Below are 19409 nucleotides of genomic sequence, written 5' to 3'. Positions count from 1 at the left end.
GCTGTCCATTAAGGACAGCCTTAAAGCGGTTTTGCATACATAATATAGCGCTCAGGCGCATTTCCGACATAAGAAAACGGATAGCATGTCGTTAACAGCAGTTCTTCTTTTTCGTGCTGCAGCGTGATGATGGATGTATCATCTTGATCAACAATTTTCGTGTGTGTGATTTCATATTCGAAGCTTCCGTATGGAAGCTCGATTTTCAGCTTATCTCCGATTTCAAGCTCTCCTGTTCTGCGAAAAACCGTATCCCTGTGCCCCGAAAGAACAATTTGCCCGTTTTGTTTTGGATAATAGCTGTCTTTATAATGACCGACACCTTTTTTCAAATCATCGGGACTGGTTCCTTCAACGATGGGAAGCTCAGCGTCCAGTCTGGGAATATGGAGGATGCCTGCCGCTTCGCCGTTGTCGGGTTTAAACGATGCGGGCGCTGAGGGATGCTTTGCTGAACGGACGGATTGACTCGATGCAATGGCTTCTTTTGCTGCAGTTAAAGAAATATCGGTCTGTCTGTTCATATCGAATATTTTCCAGCCGCCGTATGCAAAAATGGCAAGCCCCGCCGTCATAAGCAGAAACGATAACATCTTGACTTTCATAGTTTTGCAATACCCCTTTTCCGCATATAAAGAATCGCTCCAAACATAAATGTCAGGAAGCCGTACAAAAGGAAACCGCCGTAAAAGGCCGCCGTATCGGGCAGCTTGTGCTCTTCACGCGAATCTGACAGAAACGCATCATTTGACAAACCGTCCATCTTCTCCTCCGGCGCATCCGCCCCTTCACCGATCGTCACGCCTGCAACAGGAGCAGCTCCGCTCTTTGACGTATCGCCATGAACCGGCTTTTCTCCGCTGTCATAGCCGGGCTTTTCTCCATCGCCCTTATCTCCAGCCGGTTTTTCTTCGTCATTCGGATCAGCGCCTCCGCTTCCGGGTTTTTCTTCATCATCAGGATCAGCTGGCTCTTCTCCCGGACGCGAATCATCTTCTGCTAATTTTTTGATTCGTCCTTCGGCAGCATAAGCGATCGGTTCTTTAAAGCTTTTGACAAATTCTACTGTGGCTTCGATATCCTCCGGCCCTGTGACCGAATTTTTTCCAAGCCGGGAAATCGGCGAATACTTGCTGCCCGAAGCAGATGCCATAAAGTTGTTTACGGTCAGCGTATATGTCCGGTCTAAATCAATTGGCGTTCCGTCCTCAAGAAAGATATCCGCGGTTTTATTTGTTTTCGGGTCCCATGTGTAGGTAAAGCCGCTGATCGAGTAATCCGGACCGTATGATGGGGATATTTGCGCGTCTATAATATCGTATAAATCCCTTCCTTTAATTTCAAGCCTGACGAGTACATTGCCGAAAGGCTGGATATTGAACAAGTCTCCCCATGTAATCGTTCCTTTTTTTAAATCTTGGCGGATCCCGCCCCCGTTCATCAATGCGAAATCTGAATTCATCGCGTGCCGCATGCCGTCAGCAATCAGATTTCCGAGAGGGGTGTCTCCGTCATTTGAATAGCCTCCTGCCATGTCGTGCGCTGCTTCACCGACTTTCTCACCGATGATCGGCGCAACCATCTGCTCATATTTATCCAGTATCTGACCGACCGCCGGATCAGGCTTGAGCTTTTCCTGATTCACATATTCGATTTCCGCTTTCTTTTGAACAATGTCTTTCGATTCCCGATCGATTTCAAGATCGACAACACCGATTGCCTTCCCGTATTCGTATGCTTGAACGATTAAAATATCATTGACTTGGCCGTTGACCACTTCATGATTGTGGCCGGCAAAGATAACATCGATCTCGGGATCTGCTTTTTTGGCAAGTTCGGCTGATTCACCGGTCACAACTCCGCCGTCCTGGGAAGCTGTCATATGGGCGAGCACCGCTATCGCCCGGACCCCTTTCGCTTTCAATTCTTTTGCAGCCTGGTTGACGGCCTTTGTTTCATCTGTAAATTCAATTGAGCGAATCCCTTCGGGCATGACCATATTGGCAGCCGCCTGTGTCACGACGCCGATAAAAGCGACAGGCACTCCTTCAACTTCAATGATTTCATATGGAGGAAGAAAGCTGTCCCCGCTTGTTTTCAACTTGCAATTGGCGCAGACAAGCGGGAAATTCTGTCCGTCATAACCTTTTGTCCCTTTCCCTTCAGGGTGTTCGCCGCCGTTCAACATGCGCAGCAGCTCTTCGGTCCCTTCATCAAACTCGTGGTTCCCGACGGTTCCAATGTCAAATCCGATTTCCTCCATGACTTCAACTGTCGGTTCGTCTTGAAGCAGGGAAGAAACCGGCGAGCTTCCTCCGATCATATCGCCTGCATGGACGATCAGCGTATTTTCACGTTCGGATTTTTTTTCTTTGATTAATGCTGCTGCATAATCCATCCTGCCGAATGTTCCATCCGTCCGGCCATCGCCGTTTAGATCGAGCTCATATTGCTGATCGATCTTTCCATGCAGATCATTCATGCTTAACAGACGCAGCGGAATATTGCCGCTTTGCTCTTTTTTCGAATAGCCTGCAGCTTCCGCTTCTTCAGCCGTCGCAAAGAAAATTCGTCTTTCCACCGGAATCTCTCGCCACTTTTCAGGCGCAACATACGTTTTTTCCGCAGAGTCTCCGACGTGCCGCGTCAGCCCTTTGCCTTGCTCCCTGGCACGAAATTCAAACGGCATTTCGAGGAGGGGATCAGCGGGATTCCAAATGCCGATTTTCTCGTCTTTCGCCTTTTTGACGGCGCTTTGAAACAATTGATAGTCTTCATCACTTCCAATCGGCCAAATGAAATAGGTGACAGCCATCCCCTTTTGGACAAGCTGCAAATTCGTATTGACGCCGTCTTCAGTGATGACTTGGGCAAGCAGGCGGCCGTAGCTGTCTTTTGCTTCTTTGCCCACCTTCACAGTGACTTTGTCTCCCGGAGCCAATATAGACTGCAAATATTCCTTCGCCTTGTTTCCATGTTTCAGCTGGTTTTCATCTAATTCATTTTTCGGCGTATGATAAGTTTCGGCTGTATCTATGTTGACATAGCGGACTTTTGTAGATCCGAGAACCGGCTCTTTTAAGTGGATCGTATCCCCGTCAACAACTCGTTCGACAACACTTTCGTATTCCCCTTCAGCAGCGGGGGGAGGATGCCCGACGCCGTCTAATATCTGAAGGTCGTCCTGCTTTCTTGGCAGAAGCTGCACCGTATCATAACGGCTTAACACGCCGGTAATTTCGTACCATTGTCCTTGTTCTATCGATTCGGCGGCATTCGTTTGTTCCATCACCCTTAGTGTGAGCGGATGATAGTTTTCATCGATCATCGTAATATTATAGCCGCCGCCTGCCGGCGCATCCGGCTTTGTTTCAATAAAGCCTTTCATCTTCACAAGCCGGCCTTCGTATTCAGCTGCCGTTCCGTGATCGAGCACATCTTTAATGGTCAACGGAACAGGGTCAGGCAGTGCCGCTCCTTCTCCGGTTACTTCAATGCCTGACGGTACAGGAACAATTTCTGTCAAACCTTTGAATGTCGTGATCTTCCCTGTGACCGAGACAGACATCCCCTCTTTCAGCTCCGGAAAATCGTCTTGTACAGCGGAATAAATATTGATTCCCGCCGTGTCGTCCTGAATAAATGTGGACAGTTTTCCTCCTCCGACAGCTGCTTGATCCGCAGTGACGATTCCTTTGATTTTGACCGTTTCATTTAAAAGCTTGCGCGCCTCGGCTATCGTTTTGATCTCCGGCTGGACTGGCGGCGCATCGCCTCCGGAAAATGTGATGGATTGAACGGATTTCAAACCGGGGGAATTAAAATATGTAGAGCGTTCGCCTTCAATGATGAGTTTTTTTCCGATGAGATGAGGGTTTGTCTTTAAACCGAACTGGTCTCTGAAAGATGCGGGTATCTGCACGGGGAGTATGTTCTCAGGTGATGTTTCCTCTTTTTTATCTGCGATTGCGATGTTATAATCGTTGGCGAAATTTCCGCTGAAACGATAATGGCCGCTCGACACAGTATGCCCGACGACATACCCTTCAACGGCTGCATGCCCTTCGTTGTGCTTAATCGCTTCTTCTACGGTAATCGTTTCTGAAGCGCGCGATACGTCCGCAAACGGCGCTAAAAAAGACGCAATCATCATAAGGGTGATCGTCAAACCAGCTAAAAAACGACACTTTAGAACATTGACCATATATTCGCCTCCCGTTTTTTGCTTCCTGTCAAGTTTATCTGATAATGATAAAGAACATATAATTTTTTTGTAAAATTTTCAAAAAAGAATGAGAACAGGGATGACCGCATTCTCATTCTTTAATCGGAAGCTTCAATTTTACGGTCGTTCCTTTTCCTTCCTCGCTTTCAAAATGAATGCTTCCGCCGTGATTTTCAATAATTTTAAATGTAACCATTAATCCGAGCCCGGTTCCTTTTTCCTTCGTTGTATAAAATGGCTCCCCAAGCTTTTCAAGCACATCTTTTGAGATGCCCTTTCCCTGATCTTCAAAGGTGATGAATACGCTGTCTTTTTCAAAGTAGGAACGTATTGTGATAAAGCCTTCAACATCCTCCATCGCCTCTATCGCATTTTTTAATATGTTGAGGAAAACCTGTTTCAGTTCATTTGATACAGCAAGAATCTCAGGGAGATCTCCGCTCAGCTGTTTCTCGATCCGCACATTGTTCAGCACGGCCTGCGACTCCAATACCATGCAGACATCTTCAACAATCGAGTTGACCTGAACCGGATCAAATGTAGTCGATTTTGTTTTGGCCAATACGAGAAATTCGTTGATAATCGCTTCAAGCCTGATGAATTCGGACATCATCACTTCCGCATAGTCTTTTTGATATTTTTTAGACTGGATCATCAGCTGGAGGAACCCTTTCAGAGATGTGAGGGGATTCCGTATTTCATGAGCGATCCCGGCAGCGAGCTGCCCGACCGCTGACAGCATTTCCGATTTCATAAGCATTTTTTCAGACCGCTTTTGGTTTGTAATGTCCTCGGATATCAGCATCACCTGATGCACGTTCCCTGCGCTGTCCTCCACAGGAACAAGGGAGGTTTGCTCCCACCTGTCCTGCTGCTCCCCATCCTGGTAATGAAGATCCCCTGACCATGGTTTCTTATCAAGGACGTGCTTCCAGTAGCGATGGAGATCATCACAGTGAAAATGCTTGCGGTAAATGTCAAATACATCCCTGCCGATGATGTCATCTTGTTGTTTTCTGAGCATCCGGCAGAAGCGTTTGTTTGCATAAGTAACCGAACCGTCGACCGAAGTGAGCAATATGTTGGCCGGACTTTGATCAATAGCCTGTGAGCTGATGTGCAGGGCCTCGTTTGTCTTTTTCAGTTCAGTGACATTCGTGAACGTGACAACAATGCCTTCAATCTTTTTCCCCGAAGCATAATAAGGCATCATTTTCACGGCATACCAGCCGCCGTTTGGCATTTCGAACTCTTTTACGACCGTCTTGTTTTCATAAAGTGTCCGCTTTAAGTCATCGGCATACTCCTCATAGTTGAACCTCTCTGTCAGCTTATCGGCAGGCCTTGAAAGGTCCTCCTTTTTCAGGTCGAACATATTGGCGGCTTCTGGCGTAAATAATTTCAATTTCAATTCCTGATCCAAAAAAACGGCGGCGATGTTCGTGCTCGTCAGCAGATTGTTCAGATCATTTTTAAGGGTGTTCAGCTCATTCACTTTCTTTTCAAACGCCCTGTTTAGCGCCGTTAATTTTTTGTTTTCTTCCTGAAGCTTTTGATTGGCGGACACCAAAGCGTCGTTGGACGCTTCGAGCTCTTTTACCGTCCGGTACAGATGTTGGAGATGAAGCTGGCCGTCCTCTCCGCCGGATACCGGCGCGCGGGCAGCCTCTTCTTTTGCTTTTTCGATAAACAGCACATAAAGCTTGTGATACTGGCGGAAGAAACTTTTTAATGTCAAATGAACAAAGGATAGTTCTCCGCTTAAATAAATCGGAACGTTTTTAAACGACACTTTTTTCTCTTTTTTTGCCCGTTGTAAAGCGGCATTGACCTGCACGGATAAGCTCGCGGGAAAAGCTTGATGAATGTTGCCTTTTGAACTTTTCAAATATTGATCGGCACTTTCTGAGGACGCGACAATTTCTCCCCGGTCATTCAGGATCAGACAAGGAAACATATACTGGTCGATCAAGGAAAGATAAATATCATCCAGCCTATGAAAACCACTCAGTTCATTGATTTTTTTATATACTTCTGTTTGCACCTTCGGATACACAGAATCATTACCAAATAAACCTGACATTTTTCCAACCGTCTCACTTGAGCCCAGCATTACAAAACTCCTCCTTTTCTAAGTGCAAAATCAAAAAGGAAAACACCTTTTTTGCATTTTCATGATGATTGGCAGCTGAAATCATTTACGGAGGGAGAATCCTTTACAGATCGCGCAGGGGCAATAAAAAGTTTGCAGGCACCTTCTTTAAATGCCAAAGTTCTTCATGCCGATATCCACCCGGGCATTGCAAATCGATTGTTTTTCAGTCCATATTTAAACAAAAGTGCATGAACACAAGACCGACATCCGTCTTTTATTCTTCTTCCGGCAGCCTTTATTTGAATCCGACCTGTTTCGGCTCATTTGTTTTTTCGGATATCAAACATCCATCCACTCATCGAATTCCTTTAACTGCCGGAAGCATGCATGAACATTTCATCATCGCCCGGCAGATATGTGCTCCGTTTACAAAGGTACGAGGGATCTCAAAACCGGCCAGAATTTCCTCTCCTGATCCTCAGTTTTTTTCAGTTTGACGCCAAAATGACCTCATTTCCACTTTCGACCAATGAGATGATATATTGTCTTTGAACACAAGACCCCCATAATATTTTCTCTGAACTAAACTATTCGACGGTTAGAATAAAATCCCTTTAAATCCAGTTTATCGATTATTCCTTTTTTGAATAAACATGACGGCAAAAACGAAATATAATAGTTGAATTACATTTAAGGAGGATACGTTAGAGTGGAACAGCAAAACCAGCCGCAAATGCAAATCAATCAAGGCAATGAAGGAATGCAGCATATGAATCACGGGGGCCACGAAGTGTTTGACATGCATGAAGTGTTGTCCGGTATGATCGGCGTTCTTGAGCAATATATGATGTTCAGAGAGCATGTCAAAGATCCGGAGCTGCTCGATATTTTGGACCGGCAGCACCGGTTTATTTCGTCTCAGTACAACATCACGACAGAATGTTTCAGAACGGGGCAAAAGCCGAGTCAGGAAACGGCAACGTATATGATGAAAGAGGATCGCCAATTTGTCTACGGGTTAAAAGATGCCCAGCCGAAACAGCCGAAGCAATCCGTGCAGGCGATTGATGACGCCTGTATCAGCAGCTTTATGCTCGGCTTGATGAAAACCAATTGTTCGGCATTGGCCATGGCGGCTCCCGAAGTGACAAACCCTGTCTGCAGAAGAGTTCTGGCAGACCAGATTCCTCACTATATCGAAATGGCTTATGAAATTTTCCTTTATCAGAACAAACACGGGTACTATCAAGTTCCTCAGCTTGCACCGCAAGACATGCAGAAGATGACTTCAGCATTCGCTCCGGTGCAAGGTCAGCCGCAAATGCCTCCGAACGGGCAGCAGAGACCTATTCATTGATAATGAAAACGGCACGGAAGAGAAACGTTCCGTGCCGTTTTTTTCGCTTCATATTTCCGTTTGAATTCTTTTTCAAAGCCCAGTAAAGACTGACCGACGGCGGCCTTAAATCCGTCTTCAAAACTTCCCCGAGCAGCCGTTTCCTCGATCATGTCGAGGATGACATCCCTTCCTTTTTTCTCCACGAGCTCTTCGATCAAATAATAACTTTGCAAATAAATATCGGTTTCATATCCAATGCGTGCTTTTTGCCACTGCCTGTCGGTCTTCAGCTTGCTCAACGGAACGGCTGACGGCAAAGTCCGGATTTCTACGGCGTCATGCGCAGAAACCCATTCCGCCACTCCCTCGTGAAACCAAAGCGGATAAGCTGCCGGGTCGGCATTCAGTTCTCTCAGCTTGACGTGAAAAGCATAATGGGTATACTCATGTATCAGCACCCGTTTGTACAGGAAGACGGCGAATCCCTCGCCGCTATTCAGATGCTTTTTCTCCTCGAGCAACAGCCCGATCATCCGCATATCATTTGAGTAAAATCCGGTGATATCCTTTAATTTTGAAAATGACTCCATATCATCGCGGTTTGAAAAAAAGATCAAATCAACGCTGTCTTGAAGAGGACTCGCAAACAGTTCCCGATTCATGTCAGCTGCATCCCGAAGCGTCTCCTTTGTCAGCTCCAGGATCGTCCTATCTTCTTTAGCGTAATAAATGCTGACACTTTCATATTTAAGCATTTTCAGCGATTCTTTCAGTTTTTCTTTTTTCCCAGAAAGAACAGCTGCCTCAGGGCTCTCTTGGCTGAACACGACAAAAACGGCCAATAACAAAGCGGATAGAGTGCCCGCCATAATTAAAATAAAGGCTGCTTTCATCTCTCCCGTCACATATCATCCCTCCTCCGCGATGTGCTTCTCTGTACTACACACTATGCGGAAAGGTTCAGGAAGTGGCCTGTATGAAAAGCAGCCAACAAAAAAAGCCGCTCATTGCGGCTTTTCATTATCTTTGATTCGGGAAAATTCTGTTGATCGTTTCACCGAATTCTTCAAACATGCCCTCGATCGGTTCGCCATTTTGGATTCTGTCGCCATAATTTGTCATCCGGTCAACAAAATCAGGATTTGCCGAAACGAATACATTGTTAATGTTATTGTCTGCTTCTTTAACCTTTTTCGAGATTTTCCCTTTCAGCTCATTCGTTACGTCGCCTTTCGGATTGCCTTTCAAAACGACCGCTACATAAGCGTTGCGGTTTGTCGTAATGACGTTTGCACTTCTGACTTCTTTCAGTTCCGTCACTTTGTCTGCAGCTTTATCCGCCACTTCCATATTATTATTGTTCCGATTGGCATCGCGGTTGTCTGTCACATTCATTTGGTCGTTGACGTTTCTGCCGTCATTGACATTCGTGCGGTCGTTATCTCTGTTTGTTACATTTTGAAGCGCATTGTCCTGGTTGCGACGGTTGTTATCCGCCCCCTGGTTTGCCATGCCGCATCCGGCTGTGAACAAAAACGGAAGGAGCAAAGCAACAATCGCGCCTTTTTTCATACTGAACATTAAAATTGCCTCCTTTAATGATTGACGTATAGGTTTTTTCTTTTTCGTGTTATTTATTTGTCTAAAGCATATTTTTTATACGCGACTTTTGTTATGATCTTATTGAATGTAAAAATACCCAAATAAATCCGGAGGTGTATATAAAATGGAAAAAGCAAAAAGCATTTTGCATGTGCTGCGAATTAAAGACTTTGCGGTACATCCCGATGAGACGCAGCTTGTTTTTGATACAAATCTCAACGGAACATCAAACCTGTGGGCGATGGATCTTCCCGATGCATACCCGTACCAGCTGTCATTCTTGAATCAGGATGCAAAAGGAATCGCCTACAATCCCGACGGCTCTATTCTCTATGCCGGTTTTGACCATGACGGAAACGAACAAAGCGGACTGTACAAGCTTTCGTCAAAAAACGGGTCGTTCCATTCATTAAACGGAAATCAAACGGACCGCCACTTCGAGCCCATCCCTGTCCAAAACGCCGTTTACTACTCCTCCACAAAGGACAATCCGACATTTTTAAATACATACAGATACGATTGTCTCGCTGAAAAAGAAGAGCTTATTTTTGAAGGAAAAGACGGAACTTCAATACTGGCTGATGTAAGCCCGGGCGAGAAAGCCGTCAGCATCCATGTCTACTATGTCAACAGCCACAATGTCTGCATGATCCATACCGCTGAAGGTGTGACGACAGGAATCGTCCCCGATGAGACGCTGCCTCATATGGTTTATTCTTCCCGCTTTGCATCTGATGATCGGTTATTCGTCACGACAAACTACGAAGCCGAGTTTTCATACCTTGCCTTGTACAACGTTTCATCCGGTATTTTTGCGCCGGTGCTTTCGATTGACAAAACTGATTTAACAGCCATCCACGCTGATCCGAGTGGAACTTTCCTTTATCTGATTGGAAAAAAAGGCGTCAAAGAGGTGATGTATGAGTACAACACAGCAACAGGAGGAAGCCGGCAGGTGGACTGCCCTTGCACATCCATTTCGAAAATACACTGCGCCTCTTCGGGCACGCTGTACATTCTCGGCTCAACGCCGACCAGGCCGACTAATCTCTATGTATTAACGAAAGGACAGACGAAATGGCGGCAATTAACGAAACATTCGGTTCCGGGTTTCTCCGAACAGGAGCTGTCATATCCGGAGGTTGTGACATATCCTTCTTTTGACGGTCTCGCAATAGAAGGGCTGCTGTTTAAGCCGGGCCCGGAAGAAGCGAACGGCTGGACGATTATTTGGCCGCACGGCGGACCGCAAGATGCAGAAACCTTTATGTTCTATGATCTCTTTCAACTCGCTGCGAAAATGGGCTACCAGTTATTCGCCCCTAATTTCAGGGGATCAGCGAATTACGGCTATTCCTTCTTTAAAATGGTTGAACAAGATTGGGGAGACGGACCGCGCCTCGATATGACTGCAGGCATCGACTGGCTTATCGATCAAAAGCTTGCGGACCGCGAAAAACTTTTTTTAATGGGGGGCAGCTACGGAGGGTATATGTCGCTATTGCTTCACGGAAGGCATCCAGAGTATTTCCGCGCCGTCGTCGATATATGCGGAGTCAGCAATCTGTTTTCGTTTGTCGAATCCGTACCGGATTTCTGGCAGCCGATGATGGAAAAATGGGTCGGCAACCCTGAGCGGGATTATGAAAAACTGAAAGCCGATTCTCCTGTTACATACCTGGAGAATATGACTCAGCCGATGCTGATCATCCAAGGCGCAAACGATCCCCGCGTCGTAAAGGAAGAGTCCGATCAGGTCGTCGATCGGTTAAAAGCCATGGGGCGGAATATTGAGTATCTTGTTTTGGAAAATGAAGGGCACGGTTTTTCTAAAAGAGAAAATAAAATAAAAGCCTACCATAAAATTTTCGAATTTTTCGAAAGTAACCGCTTATATCTCGCGGCACAGCTTGAAGAATAAAACCGATCAGGACTGGGGATGGTATACGTAAAAAGGAGGTTGACCCTTTGTTTAGAAGAAGATCAGGCATCCATCCCGCTGTATTGGTTTTAGGATCAGCTGCATTGACCGCGGCTTTTTCTCCCGAAATCCGCAAAAGATTGACAGGCATGTTCGCGAAGGGCATGGGAGGTCGACAGCAAGGTAACGGCCGAAACCAGATGATGATGAATCCGGCTGACATGATCAAACAGGCTTTCAATTCCGGAGGACAGTCACAGGAACATCGCCAGTCAGGCCATACGGCAAACGACCAGCATCAATCAAGCCATATGACTGCCCCGGTTAATGTCATGAACGATCAGACTGCAAACCAGACGATGTTCGATAACGACCAAAACTATTCATAAAAAACGGCCCGCACGAGCAATCAAGCTGTGCGGGCCGTTCTTCTTTTACACTTCTGCTTCAATGATATTAGTACGGTCTTGGTACGTGTCTTTTTCAAGTTCATTTGTTGCTTTGCTTGTGACAAGTCCTGACGTCATGCTGCCGCTGACATTAAGAGCCGTACGCCCCATGTCGATGAGCGGCTCAACCGAAATCAGCAGTCCGGCAAGCGCTACGGGCATATTTAACGCCGAAAGGACGAGAAGCGCTGCAAATGTCGCACCTCCGCCGACGCCTGCCACTCCGAAAGAGCTGATCGCAACAACAGCGATAACCGTGAACAAAAATGACGGCTCAAGCGGATTTTGTCCGACCGTCGGCGCAATCATGATCGCGAGCATTGCAGGGTAAATTCCGGCACATCCGTTTTGTCCGATGGACAGTCCGAAGGAACCGGCAAAGTTTGCAATGCCTTCGGGAACACCGAGGCTGCGCTGTGTTTTAATGTTCAGCGGCAAAGCGCCTGCGCTTGATCTAGATGTAAACGCGAATACAAGGACCGGAAACGCCTTTTTCAAGTATGTGACAGGATTTAAACCGCTGAATGTAATGAGCAGCAGGTGAATGATGAACATGACGATCAGCGCCACATATGAAGCGATGACAAATTTGCCGAGCTTGGCAATGCTGTCGAGATCGCTCGTTGCAATCGTTTTTGTCATGATCGCCAATACACCGTAAGGCGTCAGCCTCAGAATCAACGTCACTACACGCATAATGATCGCATACACGGCATCAACCATCTTTTTGAAAAGCTCAGCTTGTTCAGGCTGTTTTCGATTGACCCCGAGATACGCGATTCCAAGGAAAGCCGCAAAAATAACAACGGCGATCGTTGATGTCGGTCTTGCTCCCGTAAAATCTAAAAACGGATTCCCCGGAAGAAGCTCGACAATTTGCTGTGGAAGTGTTTTGGCTTCCATGTCCTGCGATTTCTGTTCGAGTTCCGCCCCTCTCATTGACTCTGCCTGGCCTTGATCCACATGGACAGCCTGCAGGTCGAAAGCAAGTGCGGACGCGATTCCCACCGCAGCAGCGACAGCTGTCGTCGCGATCAAGAGGCCGATGATCAATCCGCTGATTTTTCCGATATTGTGCGTCAGTTTAAGCTTTGTAAAAGCACCCAAAATCGAGATGAATACAAGCGGCATAACGATCATCTGCAAAAGCTTCACATAACCGCCGCCTGCAATATTAAACCAATCAGATGTCTGCGTAATCGTTTCTGAAGACGAACCATATATAAAATGCAAAGCGAATCCAAAAACAATGCCGATTCCCAGAGCGGTAAATACCCGCTTAGAAAACGAAACATGTTTTTTTTGCATCATATAAAGGAGCGCCATCAGGCCGAGCATGACGATAATATTAATAACAACAAATAATGTCATGGTAACAAAAGCACCCCCAGAATTTTTTACATTTAAAAACTATAGTACAACAAACCTGATTGGTCAAGTAGGAATTATCGATGTATTTCAATATATGACCCGGGAATCAATTGCGCGACTGACATTTTATTCGCCGATGTCTTTCAGTGGAACAAAAGTCGGCAGCTGTGCACCGTCAAACTCTTTTTTGATCAATTCAGCGGTATCGTCTGATTGGTACAGCTCAACGATCTTTTTCAAATCTTCACGGTCCCGGTCTTCTGTTCTGGCCGCAATAATGTTGATGTACGGTGTCGCTGTTTCGTCTTCCAGTTTAATCGAATCTTTGACAGGATGGAAGCCGGCGTCAACCGCTATGCCGTTGTTGATAACAGATGCAGCGACGTCGGGAAGCACGCGCGGCGTTTGCTCTGCGGCCACCGTTGTGATTTTGAGTTTTTTAGGATTTTCTTTAATCGCATCAAGCGTTCCGTTTCCGTCAAATCCGTCCTTTAATTGAAGCAGGCCGGCGGACTCCAACAGGAGCAAGGCTCTGCCCATGTTCGTCGCTTCGCTCGGAACAGCGATTTCCGCGCCGTTTGGTATATCGTCAGGCGAATCATACTTCTCGGAATAAATGCCCATCGGAGCGATGATCGTTATGCCGATCGGCGAAAGTTCAAGATTGCGTTCCTTTTTGAATGCATTAAAGTAAGATATCGTCTGAAATGCATTGGCGTCAATGTCACCGCCCGCCAAAGCCTGGTTCGGCTGAACATAATCAGAATATTTGACGATTTCAAGCTTTAAGCCTTCTTTCTCGGCTTTTTTCTTCACAAAGTCCCAGATTCTTGTATCCGTTCCGCTGATGCCGATTTTAATGGTTTTCGCATCAGAGTCTGCCGCACACCCCGCGATCACTCCCGCAAGCAGCAGTAAAATGATAACAAATGTGAACTTTTTCATCATAGCTGTCTCCCTCTCTGTTTATCTTCTTCTCAATTTTTTGGACAGAACGTTTCCGGATGTCTGCAATCCCTGCACAACGATGACGAGAATTGCAACCGTGATGATCATCGTCAGCGTGTCAAACCTTTGGTAGCCGTATGTGATCGCCAAATCCCCAAGACCGCCGGCGCCTATCGCACCAGCCATCGCCGACGCTCCGACCAATCCGACCGTTGCCACCGTAAAACTCAGCACAAGCGAACCGAGCGCTTCCGGAATCAGAAACCGGAAGATGATCTGCCGCGGAGTCGCTCCCATTGCTTCAGCGGCTTCAATGACTCCCGGATCGACTTCAAGCAGAGAGTTCTCGACGAGCCTTGCGATGTAAGGCCCCGCATAAAAAGTCAGGGGAACAATCGCTGCCGATGTGCCGATGGACGTCCCCACAATCAGCCTTGTCACCGGAATTAAAGCAACCATCAAGATGATAAATGGAACGGAACGGAAAATGTTAATGATCATATTGACAACCGTAAAAACTGCCGGATTTTCAAGCAGATGCCCCTTCCTTGTGACAACCAGCAAAATGCCGAGCGGAATGCCGATCACGCTTGAAAATAAAAGCGAGAAAACCGTCATTTGAATCGTCTGAACCAGTGCGTCAATGATTTGGTCATATGTAACAAGCATGCTTATACCTCCCTGATGCGAATGTTTTCTCTGCGGATATATTCGAGCGCCCGCCCGATTTCACCGTCTTCCCCCTGCAGTTCAACCGTCATACTGCCAAACGGAATTCCCTGAAGCTCTGTAATCGTTCCGTGCAGAATGTTGACTTCTACGTCAAACCGCTTTGCCACTTGCGAAAGAAATGGCTTCCCGGAAGATTCGCCGACAAATTGAAGCTGGTAGAGATGCTTCACATTTAATTTTTGAATCGATTCAGGTATCTCGTGGTCGATGGCTGATTTGACAAAGCTTTTGGCCGTTTCGGTTTCCGGCGCGGAAAACACGTCAAACACGCTGCCTGATTCAATGATCCTTCCTTTTTCAATGACCGCGACTTTGTCGCAGATTTCTTTTGCCACATTCATTTCATGAGTGATCAACAAAATCGTGATGTTATATTGTTCGTTGACGCGCTTCAGCAGCTTCAAAATATCGCCGGTCGTCTGCGGGTCAAGCGCGGATGTCGCTTCATCACAGAGCAGAACCTCCGGATTTGTCGCCAGCGCCCGGGCAATGCCGACGCGCTGCTTTTGGCCGCCCGACAGCTGATCCGGATAATCGCGGGCTTTATCCTCAAGTCCGACAAAATGGAGCAGTTCCGTCACTTTTTGCTTGATTTCGGCTTTCGGTGTTTTGACAAGCGCGAGCGGCTCAGCGACATTAGCGAAAATCGTCTTTGAATTTAACAGGTTAAAATGCTGAAATACCATGCCGATCTTCCTTTTAACAGCTCGAATCTCAGCTTTCGACAGAGACATCAAGTCTCTTCCGCCGACGAATACCTTTCCGGCCGTCGGTTTTTCAAGGAAGTTCACACAGCGGATCAGCGTGCTTTTCCCTGCGCCGCTGAATCCGATGACGCCGTATATTTCCCCTTTATCTACATGAAGGTCGATTCCATTGAGCGCATGAACCTTCTGTCCGCCGCTTTCATAGACCTTTTCAACGCCTTCAAATGTAATCATGATGATCTTCCTCCTCTTTTTGGCTAACAAAAAAGGCTCCCTCTTAAAAAATAAGAAGAAGCCTTAGACGACACGAAGTAAATAGAGTGGTCCGCTCTCTTCTTATCTTCCAAGCCCGTACGGCTTGTTGGATGTGGCACAGTATTCTGCTGTATGCAGAACCCGCTGCCGAGGCTTCATAGGGCCAATTCCCTCCGCCTCTCTGAATAAGAAGTGTTGATGCATGAAGTTTTACCTAACTTTACAGCTTCTTTGAAATGTTGTCAATCAGAATTGTGAAAATTTCAAAAACCCGCTTTTTAATGCTTTATTTTTCGCCCTGATTATTAAATTTCACTTTTTTTAAAAAAATTGTGTTTAGCAGTTGTAATTTCGCTTAAACACTGGTAAAGTAAAGGTAATTATTTTTGTTCGAACTATCTTTAAGAAGAAAGTTTTGTAAGAGTTTTCGTCTTGGAAGTTTGTTTTAGAGCAAGAATAGTGAATTTAAGCGTTATCGCTTTAGGAGGAAATTTCATGCTAGAAGGTAAAGTAAAATGGTTTAACTCTGAAAAAGGTTTCGGATTCATCGAAGTTGAAGGACAAGACGATGTATTCGTTCATTTCTCTGCTATTCAAGGCGAAGGCTTCAAAACTTTGGAAGAAGGCCAATCTGTATCTTTCGAAATCGTTGAAGGAAACCGCGGACCACAAGCTGCTAACGTAACAAAAGCGTAAGCTGTGAACCGCTGATCTTCATACAGGACTGCTGACCGAATGTCAGCAGTCTTTTTATATTTAAAAAAAGCCTGACGCCCGGAAAACCGGCGTCAGGCTTTTTTTGCGAAAACCGCTTATGAAGCGATGTCTCTTTTTGTGAATGCACCAAAGGCGAGCACATGAAAAACGATAAAATAGACAGCCAGCACCACAATCGAGAATCCCAGCGTCATGTCTGAAACAAGCGGAGATCCGTCAAAGTATTGAGTGAGATCAGTGTTGGCAAATAAGATGTATTTCACCCAATCAAATTTCGTTGCGAGCAAGTTTGTCACCGTTCCGCCCATTGCCAAAAGGAAAATTGAAATACCTACGGCAAGCGAGCTGTTTCTGAAAACAGCTGAAATCATAAAGGCCATTGTCGCCATCATCAAAAGCGATATTGAATTCAGCAAATAGCTGCCGGCCAAGTGCAGCAGCAGGCTTTTTTCTTCAACGGTTCCATCGGCGTACGCCAAGTGAACCTGGCTGCCGTCGCCTGCCCCGAATAAAGCAAGGCCTGTGATACCCGCGCTTGCGAACAGAATGAAAAGCAAAGCCAATGCAAAAAGCAGAACTGTAAAATATTTTGCCAGCAAAATTTTAAAGCGGCTGATCGGCCTGATGACAAGCAGCTTCACCGTTCCCCAGTTGAATTCATTCGCAACGATTCCCGCAGCCACCGTGATCACAAACAGACCGAGGAGAGGAATGTTGCCGCTCGCGTCGCTGATGAACGACAGGGCCGAATAGTCCCCGTCTTCCGGCAAATCGTGCTTGATTCGATACTCATTAATGGCGGTCGACCGTTCATAGCTTTTTTCAAGTGCCGGATTATTGACCCCTTTAAGTTGTTCTTTCATATCTTTATTTTCCTGCATCAATTCTTTTTTCCAGTCCGGGTTTTGGTCTGTCTCTCCGATCATCTTTGTGAGAACGCCCAGCCCGATGGCAGATAACAGCAAAATCGCAATCATGACATATGTGCCTTTTCGATTAAAAATTTTGATCCATTCATTTACGATGAGATTAAACATGCTGAGCTTCCTCCTTCTCTGCGGTGATTTCCAGGAACCGGTCTTCCAGCGATTTGTTCACAGCCTTCACTTCATATAGGCGGACACCGTTGTCTGACAAGTGTTTGATCAAATCAGGCACTTCATCTTTTTGAAGGCTGAGCTCTATCCCGCCTTCCGCTTCGTCAACCTTCATCTTTTTGAAGGCAGCCGCTTCCCGCATCAGAGCCTGATTGTCATCCGCTTGAATATAATAGCGCTTCTTTTCATCCCGAGCGGGTCCGTGCACATGCTGAATATCCCGGAGCTTTCCGTTCTGGATAATGGCGATCCTGTCGCACATCAGCTCCATTTCTGAAAGCAGGTGGCTTGAAACGATGACCGCCATACCTCTTTCTCTCGTCAGCTTTCTTAAATGATCGCGAATTTCCCGGATACCGGCCGGATCAAGCCCGTTCGTCGGCTCATCGAGAATCAAGAGCTTCGGATCGTGCAAAAGGCTTTGGGCCAGGCCAAGCCTTTGTCTCATTCCTAAAGAATACGTTTTGACCTTATCGTTGATCCTGTTTTTCAATCCGACAAGCTCGACGATTTCGTCAATTTTCTGTTTCGTCACGCCTTTCGTCATGCGCGCGTATTGCTGAAGGTTTTGATAGCCCGTTAAAAATTTATACAGTTCCGGATTTTCAACGATCGCTCCGATATGCCGCGCGGCCTTTTCAAAATTTTCTTTTACGCTGACGCCGCACACGGCGATTTCACCGGCGGTGATGTTCATATGCCCGACAATCATCCGGATCGTCGTCGTTTTTCCGGCGCCGTTCGGACCTAGGAAGCCGAATATTTCGCCTGCCCGAACGTCAAAGCTCAGGCCGTCGATAATCTTTTTCCCCCTGATCGTTTTTGATACATTTTTTAATTCCAAAAGTGTTTCCACTGTTTCTCCTCCAGCCTTTTCAATTTTTTTCTTCAATAAACCGTTTCAGCCATTCCAAAAGCGACATTCCGGATTCCTCGCGCAGCTGTTCGACATCCTTTTTTTCTTCAATTCGGCCATTTAAGACGACGACGACCTCATCCAAAATTTGTTCAATTTCATGAATCTCATGGGTGGCGATGACGATTGTCTGCTTATCAAGCTCCAAATATGTAAGAAGGCTTTTGACGATCGATTCTCTCACCATCGGATCAAGACCGGAAAACGGCTCATCAAGCAGCACGACTGCTGCATCGCGCGCCAATGTGAGCGCGAGCTTCAGCCTGCCCCGGTTGCCTTTGGAAAGCTTGCCGATTTTTTTATCCCCGTCGATTTTCATGTCCTTTAACAGGTCCCACGCTTTATTTATACGGAAATCGGAAAACTGGGTTTCATAAAAGTGAATCATATCCTTGACCCGAAATGGATCGTAGAACATATCGAGCTCTGTTAAATAGGCGATGTTCTTCGTCTCCTTTCTGGCTGCCGGCCGCCCTCCGATCAGCACCGAGCCCGAATCCGGAAACGAGAGCCCTGTGATCAGCTTCAAGATCGTAGATTTGCCGCTGCCGTTCGGTCCTGTCAACCCGTAAATTTTCCCGGGAGAAAGTGACAGATCGGCCTCTTTGAGCGCATACTCTTTGCCAAACTTCTTCGTGACATTTTTCAGCTCAATCTTCATTTGGGATCTCCTTTCTGAAGAAAACGGTCAAGTTCCAACAACATGTCTTGTTTAGACAAGCCAAGCTCTTCCATGCTCTGGACAAATTGCCCGATAACTTCCGACCTCATCTCCCGCTTTAAATCATCGATGACTTCCGTATGTTCAACAACAAAGGTGCCCTGTCCCCTTCTGGTCTCCACCACGCCCATCCTTTCCATTTCATTGTAGGTTCTTTGAATCGTATTCGGATTTACCTGTGTCTGAACAGCCAGCTCACGGACCGAAGGCAATTTTTCTCCCGGTTTGATCTCTCCGCGGATCATTTTTTTAAAGAGCTGTTCGGCTATTTGCCTATAGATCGGCTTTGAAGCAGAAAATTCATTTGCCATTCT

The 19409-nt window shown here is 46.4% G+C and carries 17 protein-coding genes and 1 riboswitch; of the genes, 4 read left to right on the top strand and 13 right to left on the bottom strand.

The genetic code is table 11. The features are described 5' to 3' along the window. Positions 1 to 20: 20 nt before the first annotated feature. The 3 genes from M1D59_RS05095 to M1D59_RS05085 all read right to left on the bottom strand — a co-directional run bounded on the left by M1D59_RS05095 (position 21) and on the right by M1D59_RS05085 (position 6338). Complete coding sequence (locus M1D59_RS05095) at positions 21 to 605, bottom strand: class D sortase (RefSeq protein ID WP_023856493.1); 585 nt, start codon at positions 603 to 605, stop codon at positions 21 to 23. Continuing rightward, positions 602 to 4204 (bottom strand): 5'-nucleotidase C-terminal domain-containing protein, encoded by a 3603-nt coding sequence (locus tag M1D59_RS05090; protein ID WP_458117847.1) that lies wholly within the window; start codon positions 4202 to 4204, stop codon positions 602 to 604. The genes M1D59_RS05095 and M1D59_RS05090 overlap by 4 nt, the downstream gene beginning before the upstream one ends. A 112-nt stretch (positions 4205 to 4316) precedes the next feature. Beyond that, a complete protein-coding gene (locus M1D59_RS05085) occupies positions 4317 to 6338 on the bottom strand; it encodes an ATP-binding protein (protein ID WP_411239087.1) in 2022 nt (673 codons plus the stop codon). A gap of 691 nt (positions 6339 to 7029) precedes the next feature. Here M1D59_RS05085 and M1D59_RS05080 point away from each other — a divergent pair. Next, positions 7030 to 7677, top strand: coding sequence for a spore coat protein (locus M1D59_RS05080; protein WP_020450692.1), 648 nt, complete (start codon positions 7030 to 7032; stop codon positions 7675 to 7677). On the opposite strand, the gene M1D59_RS05075 is transcribed toward M1D59_RS05080, so the two are convergent. Next, on the bottom strand, positions 7671 to 8564 hold the full coding sequence (locus tag M1D59_RS05075; RefSeq protein ID WP_396279055.1) for a hypothetical protein: 894 nt from the start codon (positions 8562 to 8564) through the stop codon (positions 7671 to 7673). The two genes, M1D59_RS05080 and M1D59_RS05075, sit on opposite strands and share 7 nt — an antisense overlap. Positions 8565 to 8679: 115 nt before the next feature. Next, positions 8680 to 9240 carry a YhcN/YlaJ family sporulation lipoprotein gene (locus tag M1D59_RS05070; RefSeq protein WP_095289854.1) on the bottom strand — a complete coding sequence of 187 codons (561 nt, stop codon included), beginning with the start codon at positions 9238 to 9240 and terminating at the stop codon, positions 8680 to 8682. Positions 9241 to 9385: 145 nt separating this feature from the next. On the opposite strand from M1D59_RS05070, the gene M1D59_RS05065 reads away from it, so the two are divergent. Together M1D59_RS05065 and M1D59_RS05060 are read left to right on the top strand one after the other, a co-directional pair. Further along, entirely contained in the window at positions 9386 to 11182 is a 1797-nt protein-coding gene (locus tag M1D59_RS05065; RefSeq protein WP_458117846.1) for an alpha/beta fold hydrolase, read from the top strand. A gap of 47 nt (positions 11183 to 11229) precedes the next feature. After that, positions 11230 to 11571: a hypothetical protein gene (locus M1D59_RS05060; RefSeq protein ID WP_020450688.1), complete on the top strand. Its 342-nt coding sequence runs from the start codon at positions 11230 to 11232 to the stop codon at positions 11569 to 11571. Between the two features lie 45 nt (positions 11572 to 11616). Here the strand turns inward: M1D59_RS05060 and M1D59_RS05055 are convergent, their stop codons facing one another. The 4 genes from M1D59_RS05055 to M1D59_RS05040 all read right to left on the bottom strand — a co-directional run bounded on the left by M1D59_RS05055 (position 11617) and on the right by M1D59_RS05040 (position 15623). Then, positions 11617 to 13002, bottom strand: coding sequence for an L-cystine transporter (locus M1D59_RS05055; RefSeq protein ID WP_020450687.1), 1386 nt, complete (start codon positions 13000 to 13002; stop codon positions 11617 to 11619). Between the two features lie 126 nt (positions 13003 to 13128). Next, positions 13129 to 13947: a MetQ/NlpA family ABC transporter substrate-binding protein gene (locus M1D59_RS05050; RefSeq protein ID WP_458117845.1), complete on the bottom strand. Its 819-nt coding sequence runs from the start codon at positions 13945 to 13947 to the stop codon at positions 13129 to 13131. 21 nt (positions 13948 to 13968) lie between these two features. Beyond that, a complete protein-coding gene (locus tag M1D59_RS05045; protein WP_020450685.1) occupies positions 13969 to 14619 on the bottom strand; it encodes a methionine ABC transporter permease in 651 nt (216 codons plus the stop codon). Between the two features lie 2 nt (positions 14620 to 14621). After that, positions 14622 to 15623 (bottom strand): methionine ABC transporter ATP-binding protein, encoded by a 1002-nt coding sequence (locus tag M1D59_RS05040; protein ID WP_023856483.1) that lies wholly within the window; start codon positions 15621 to 15623, stop codon positions 14622 to 14624. Positions 15624 to 15722: 99 nt separating this feature from the next. Beyond that, positions 15723 to 15836, bottom strand: a riboswitch (SAM riboswitch). Positions 15837 to 16139: 303 nt separating this feature from the next. Between M1D59_RS05040 and cspB the strand changes: the two genes are divergently transcribed. After that, entirely contained in the window at positions 16140 to 16340 is a 201-nt protein-coding gene (gene cspB / locus M1D59_RS05035; protein ID WP_003155376.1) for a cold shock-like protein CspB, read from the top strand. Positions 16341 to 16456: 116 nt separating this feature from the next. On the opposite strand, the gene M1D59_RS05030 is transcribed toward cspB, so the two are convergent. From M1D59_RS05030 to M1D59_RS05015, 4 genes are read right to left on the bottom strand one after another with little or no spacing between them, the layout of a single operon-like run. Further along, positions 16457 to 17398 (bottom strand): ABC transporter permease, encoded by a 942-nt coding sequence (locus M1D59_RS05030; RefSeq protein WP_101560629.1) that lies wholly within the window; start codon positions 17396 to 17398, stop codon positions 16457 to 16459. Continuing rightward, positions 17391 to 18314, bottom strand: coding sequence for an ABC transporter ATP-binding protein (locus M1D59_RS05025; RefSeq protein WP_023856481.1), 924 nt, complete (start codon positions 18312 to 18314; stop codon positions 17391 to 17393). Before M1D59_RS05025 ends, M1D59_RS05030 begins: the two co-directional genes overlap by 8 nt. Positions 18315 to 18333: 19 nt before the next feature. Then, positions 18334 to 19035 carry an ABC transporter ATP-binding protein gene (locus tag M1D59_RS05020; RefSeq protein ID WP_023856480.1) on the bottom strand — a complete coding sequence of 234 codons (702 nt, stop codon included), beginning with the start codon at positions 19033 to 19035 and terminating at the stop codon, positions 18334 to 18336. Further along, a complete protein-coding gene (locus M1D59_RS05015) occupies positions 19032 to 19406 on the bottom strand; it encodes a GntR family transcriptional regulator (RefSeq protein ID WP_023856479.1) in 375 nt (124 codons plus the stop codon). Before M1D59_RS05015 ends, M1D59_RS05020 begins: the two co-directional genes overlap by 4 nt. Positions 19407 to 19409: the final 3 nt, after the last annotated feature.

This window comes from Bacillus sp. PK6-026, assembly GCF_054161455.1.
This window is presented reverse-complemented; position numbering and strand designations above follow the sequence as displayed.

Bases quoted from the DNA above. Each gene is read 5' to 3' on its own strand.
- M1D59_RS05095 (WP_023856493.1), bottom strand. From the start codon at position 605: ATGAAAGTCAAGATGTTATCGTTTCTGCTTATGACGGCGGGGCTTGCC.
- M1D59_RS05090 (WP_458117847.1), bottom strand. From the start codon at position 4,204: ATGGTCAATGTTCTAAAGTGTCGTTTTTTAGCTGGTTTGACGATCACC.
- M1D59_RS05085 (WP_411239087.1), bottom strand. From the start codon at position 6,338: ATGCTGGGCTCAAGTGAGACGGTTGGAAAAATGTCAGGTTTATTTGGT.
- M1D59_RS05070 (WP_095289854.1), bottom strand. From the start codon at position 9,240: ATGTTCAGTATGAAAAAAGGCGCGATTGTTGCTTTGCTCCTTCCGTTT.
- M1D59_RS05065 (WP_458117846.1), top strand. From the start codon at position 9,386: ATGGAAAAAGCAAAAAGCATTTTGCATGTGCTGCGAATTAAAGACTTT.
- M1D59_RS05055 (WP_020450687.1), bottom strand. From the start codon at position 13,002: ATGACATTATTTGTTGTTATTAATATTATCGTCATGCTCGGCCTGATG.
- M1D59_RS05050 (WP_458117845.1), bottom strand. From the start codon at position 13,947: ATGAAAAAGTTCACATTTGTTATCATTTTACTGCTGCTTGCGGGAGTG.
- M1D59_RS05045 (WP_020450685.1), bottom strand. From the start codon at position 14,619: ATGCTTGTTACATATGACCAAATCATTGACGCACTGGTTCAGACGATT.
- M1D59_RS05040 (WP_023856483.1), bottom strand. From the start codon at position 15,623: ATGATTACATTTGAAGGCGTTGAAAAGGTCTATGAAAGCGGCGGACAG.
- cspB (WP_003155376.1), top strand. From the start codon at position 16,140: ATGCTAGAAGGTAAAGTAAAATGGTTTAACTCTGAAAAAGGTTTCGGA.
- M1D59_RS05030 (WP_101560629.1), bottom strand. From the start codon at position 17,398: ATGTTTAATCTCATCGTAAATGAATGGATCAAAATTTTTAATCGAAAA.
- M1D59_RS05020 (WP_023856480.1), bottom strand. From the start codon at position 19,035: ATGAAGATTGAGCTGAAAAATGTCACGAAGAAGTTTGGCAAAGAGTAT.
- M1D59_RS05015 (WP_023856479.1), bottom strand. From the start codon at position 19,406: ATGGCAAATGAATTTTCTGCTTCAAAGCCGATCTATAGGCAAATAGCC.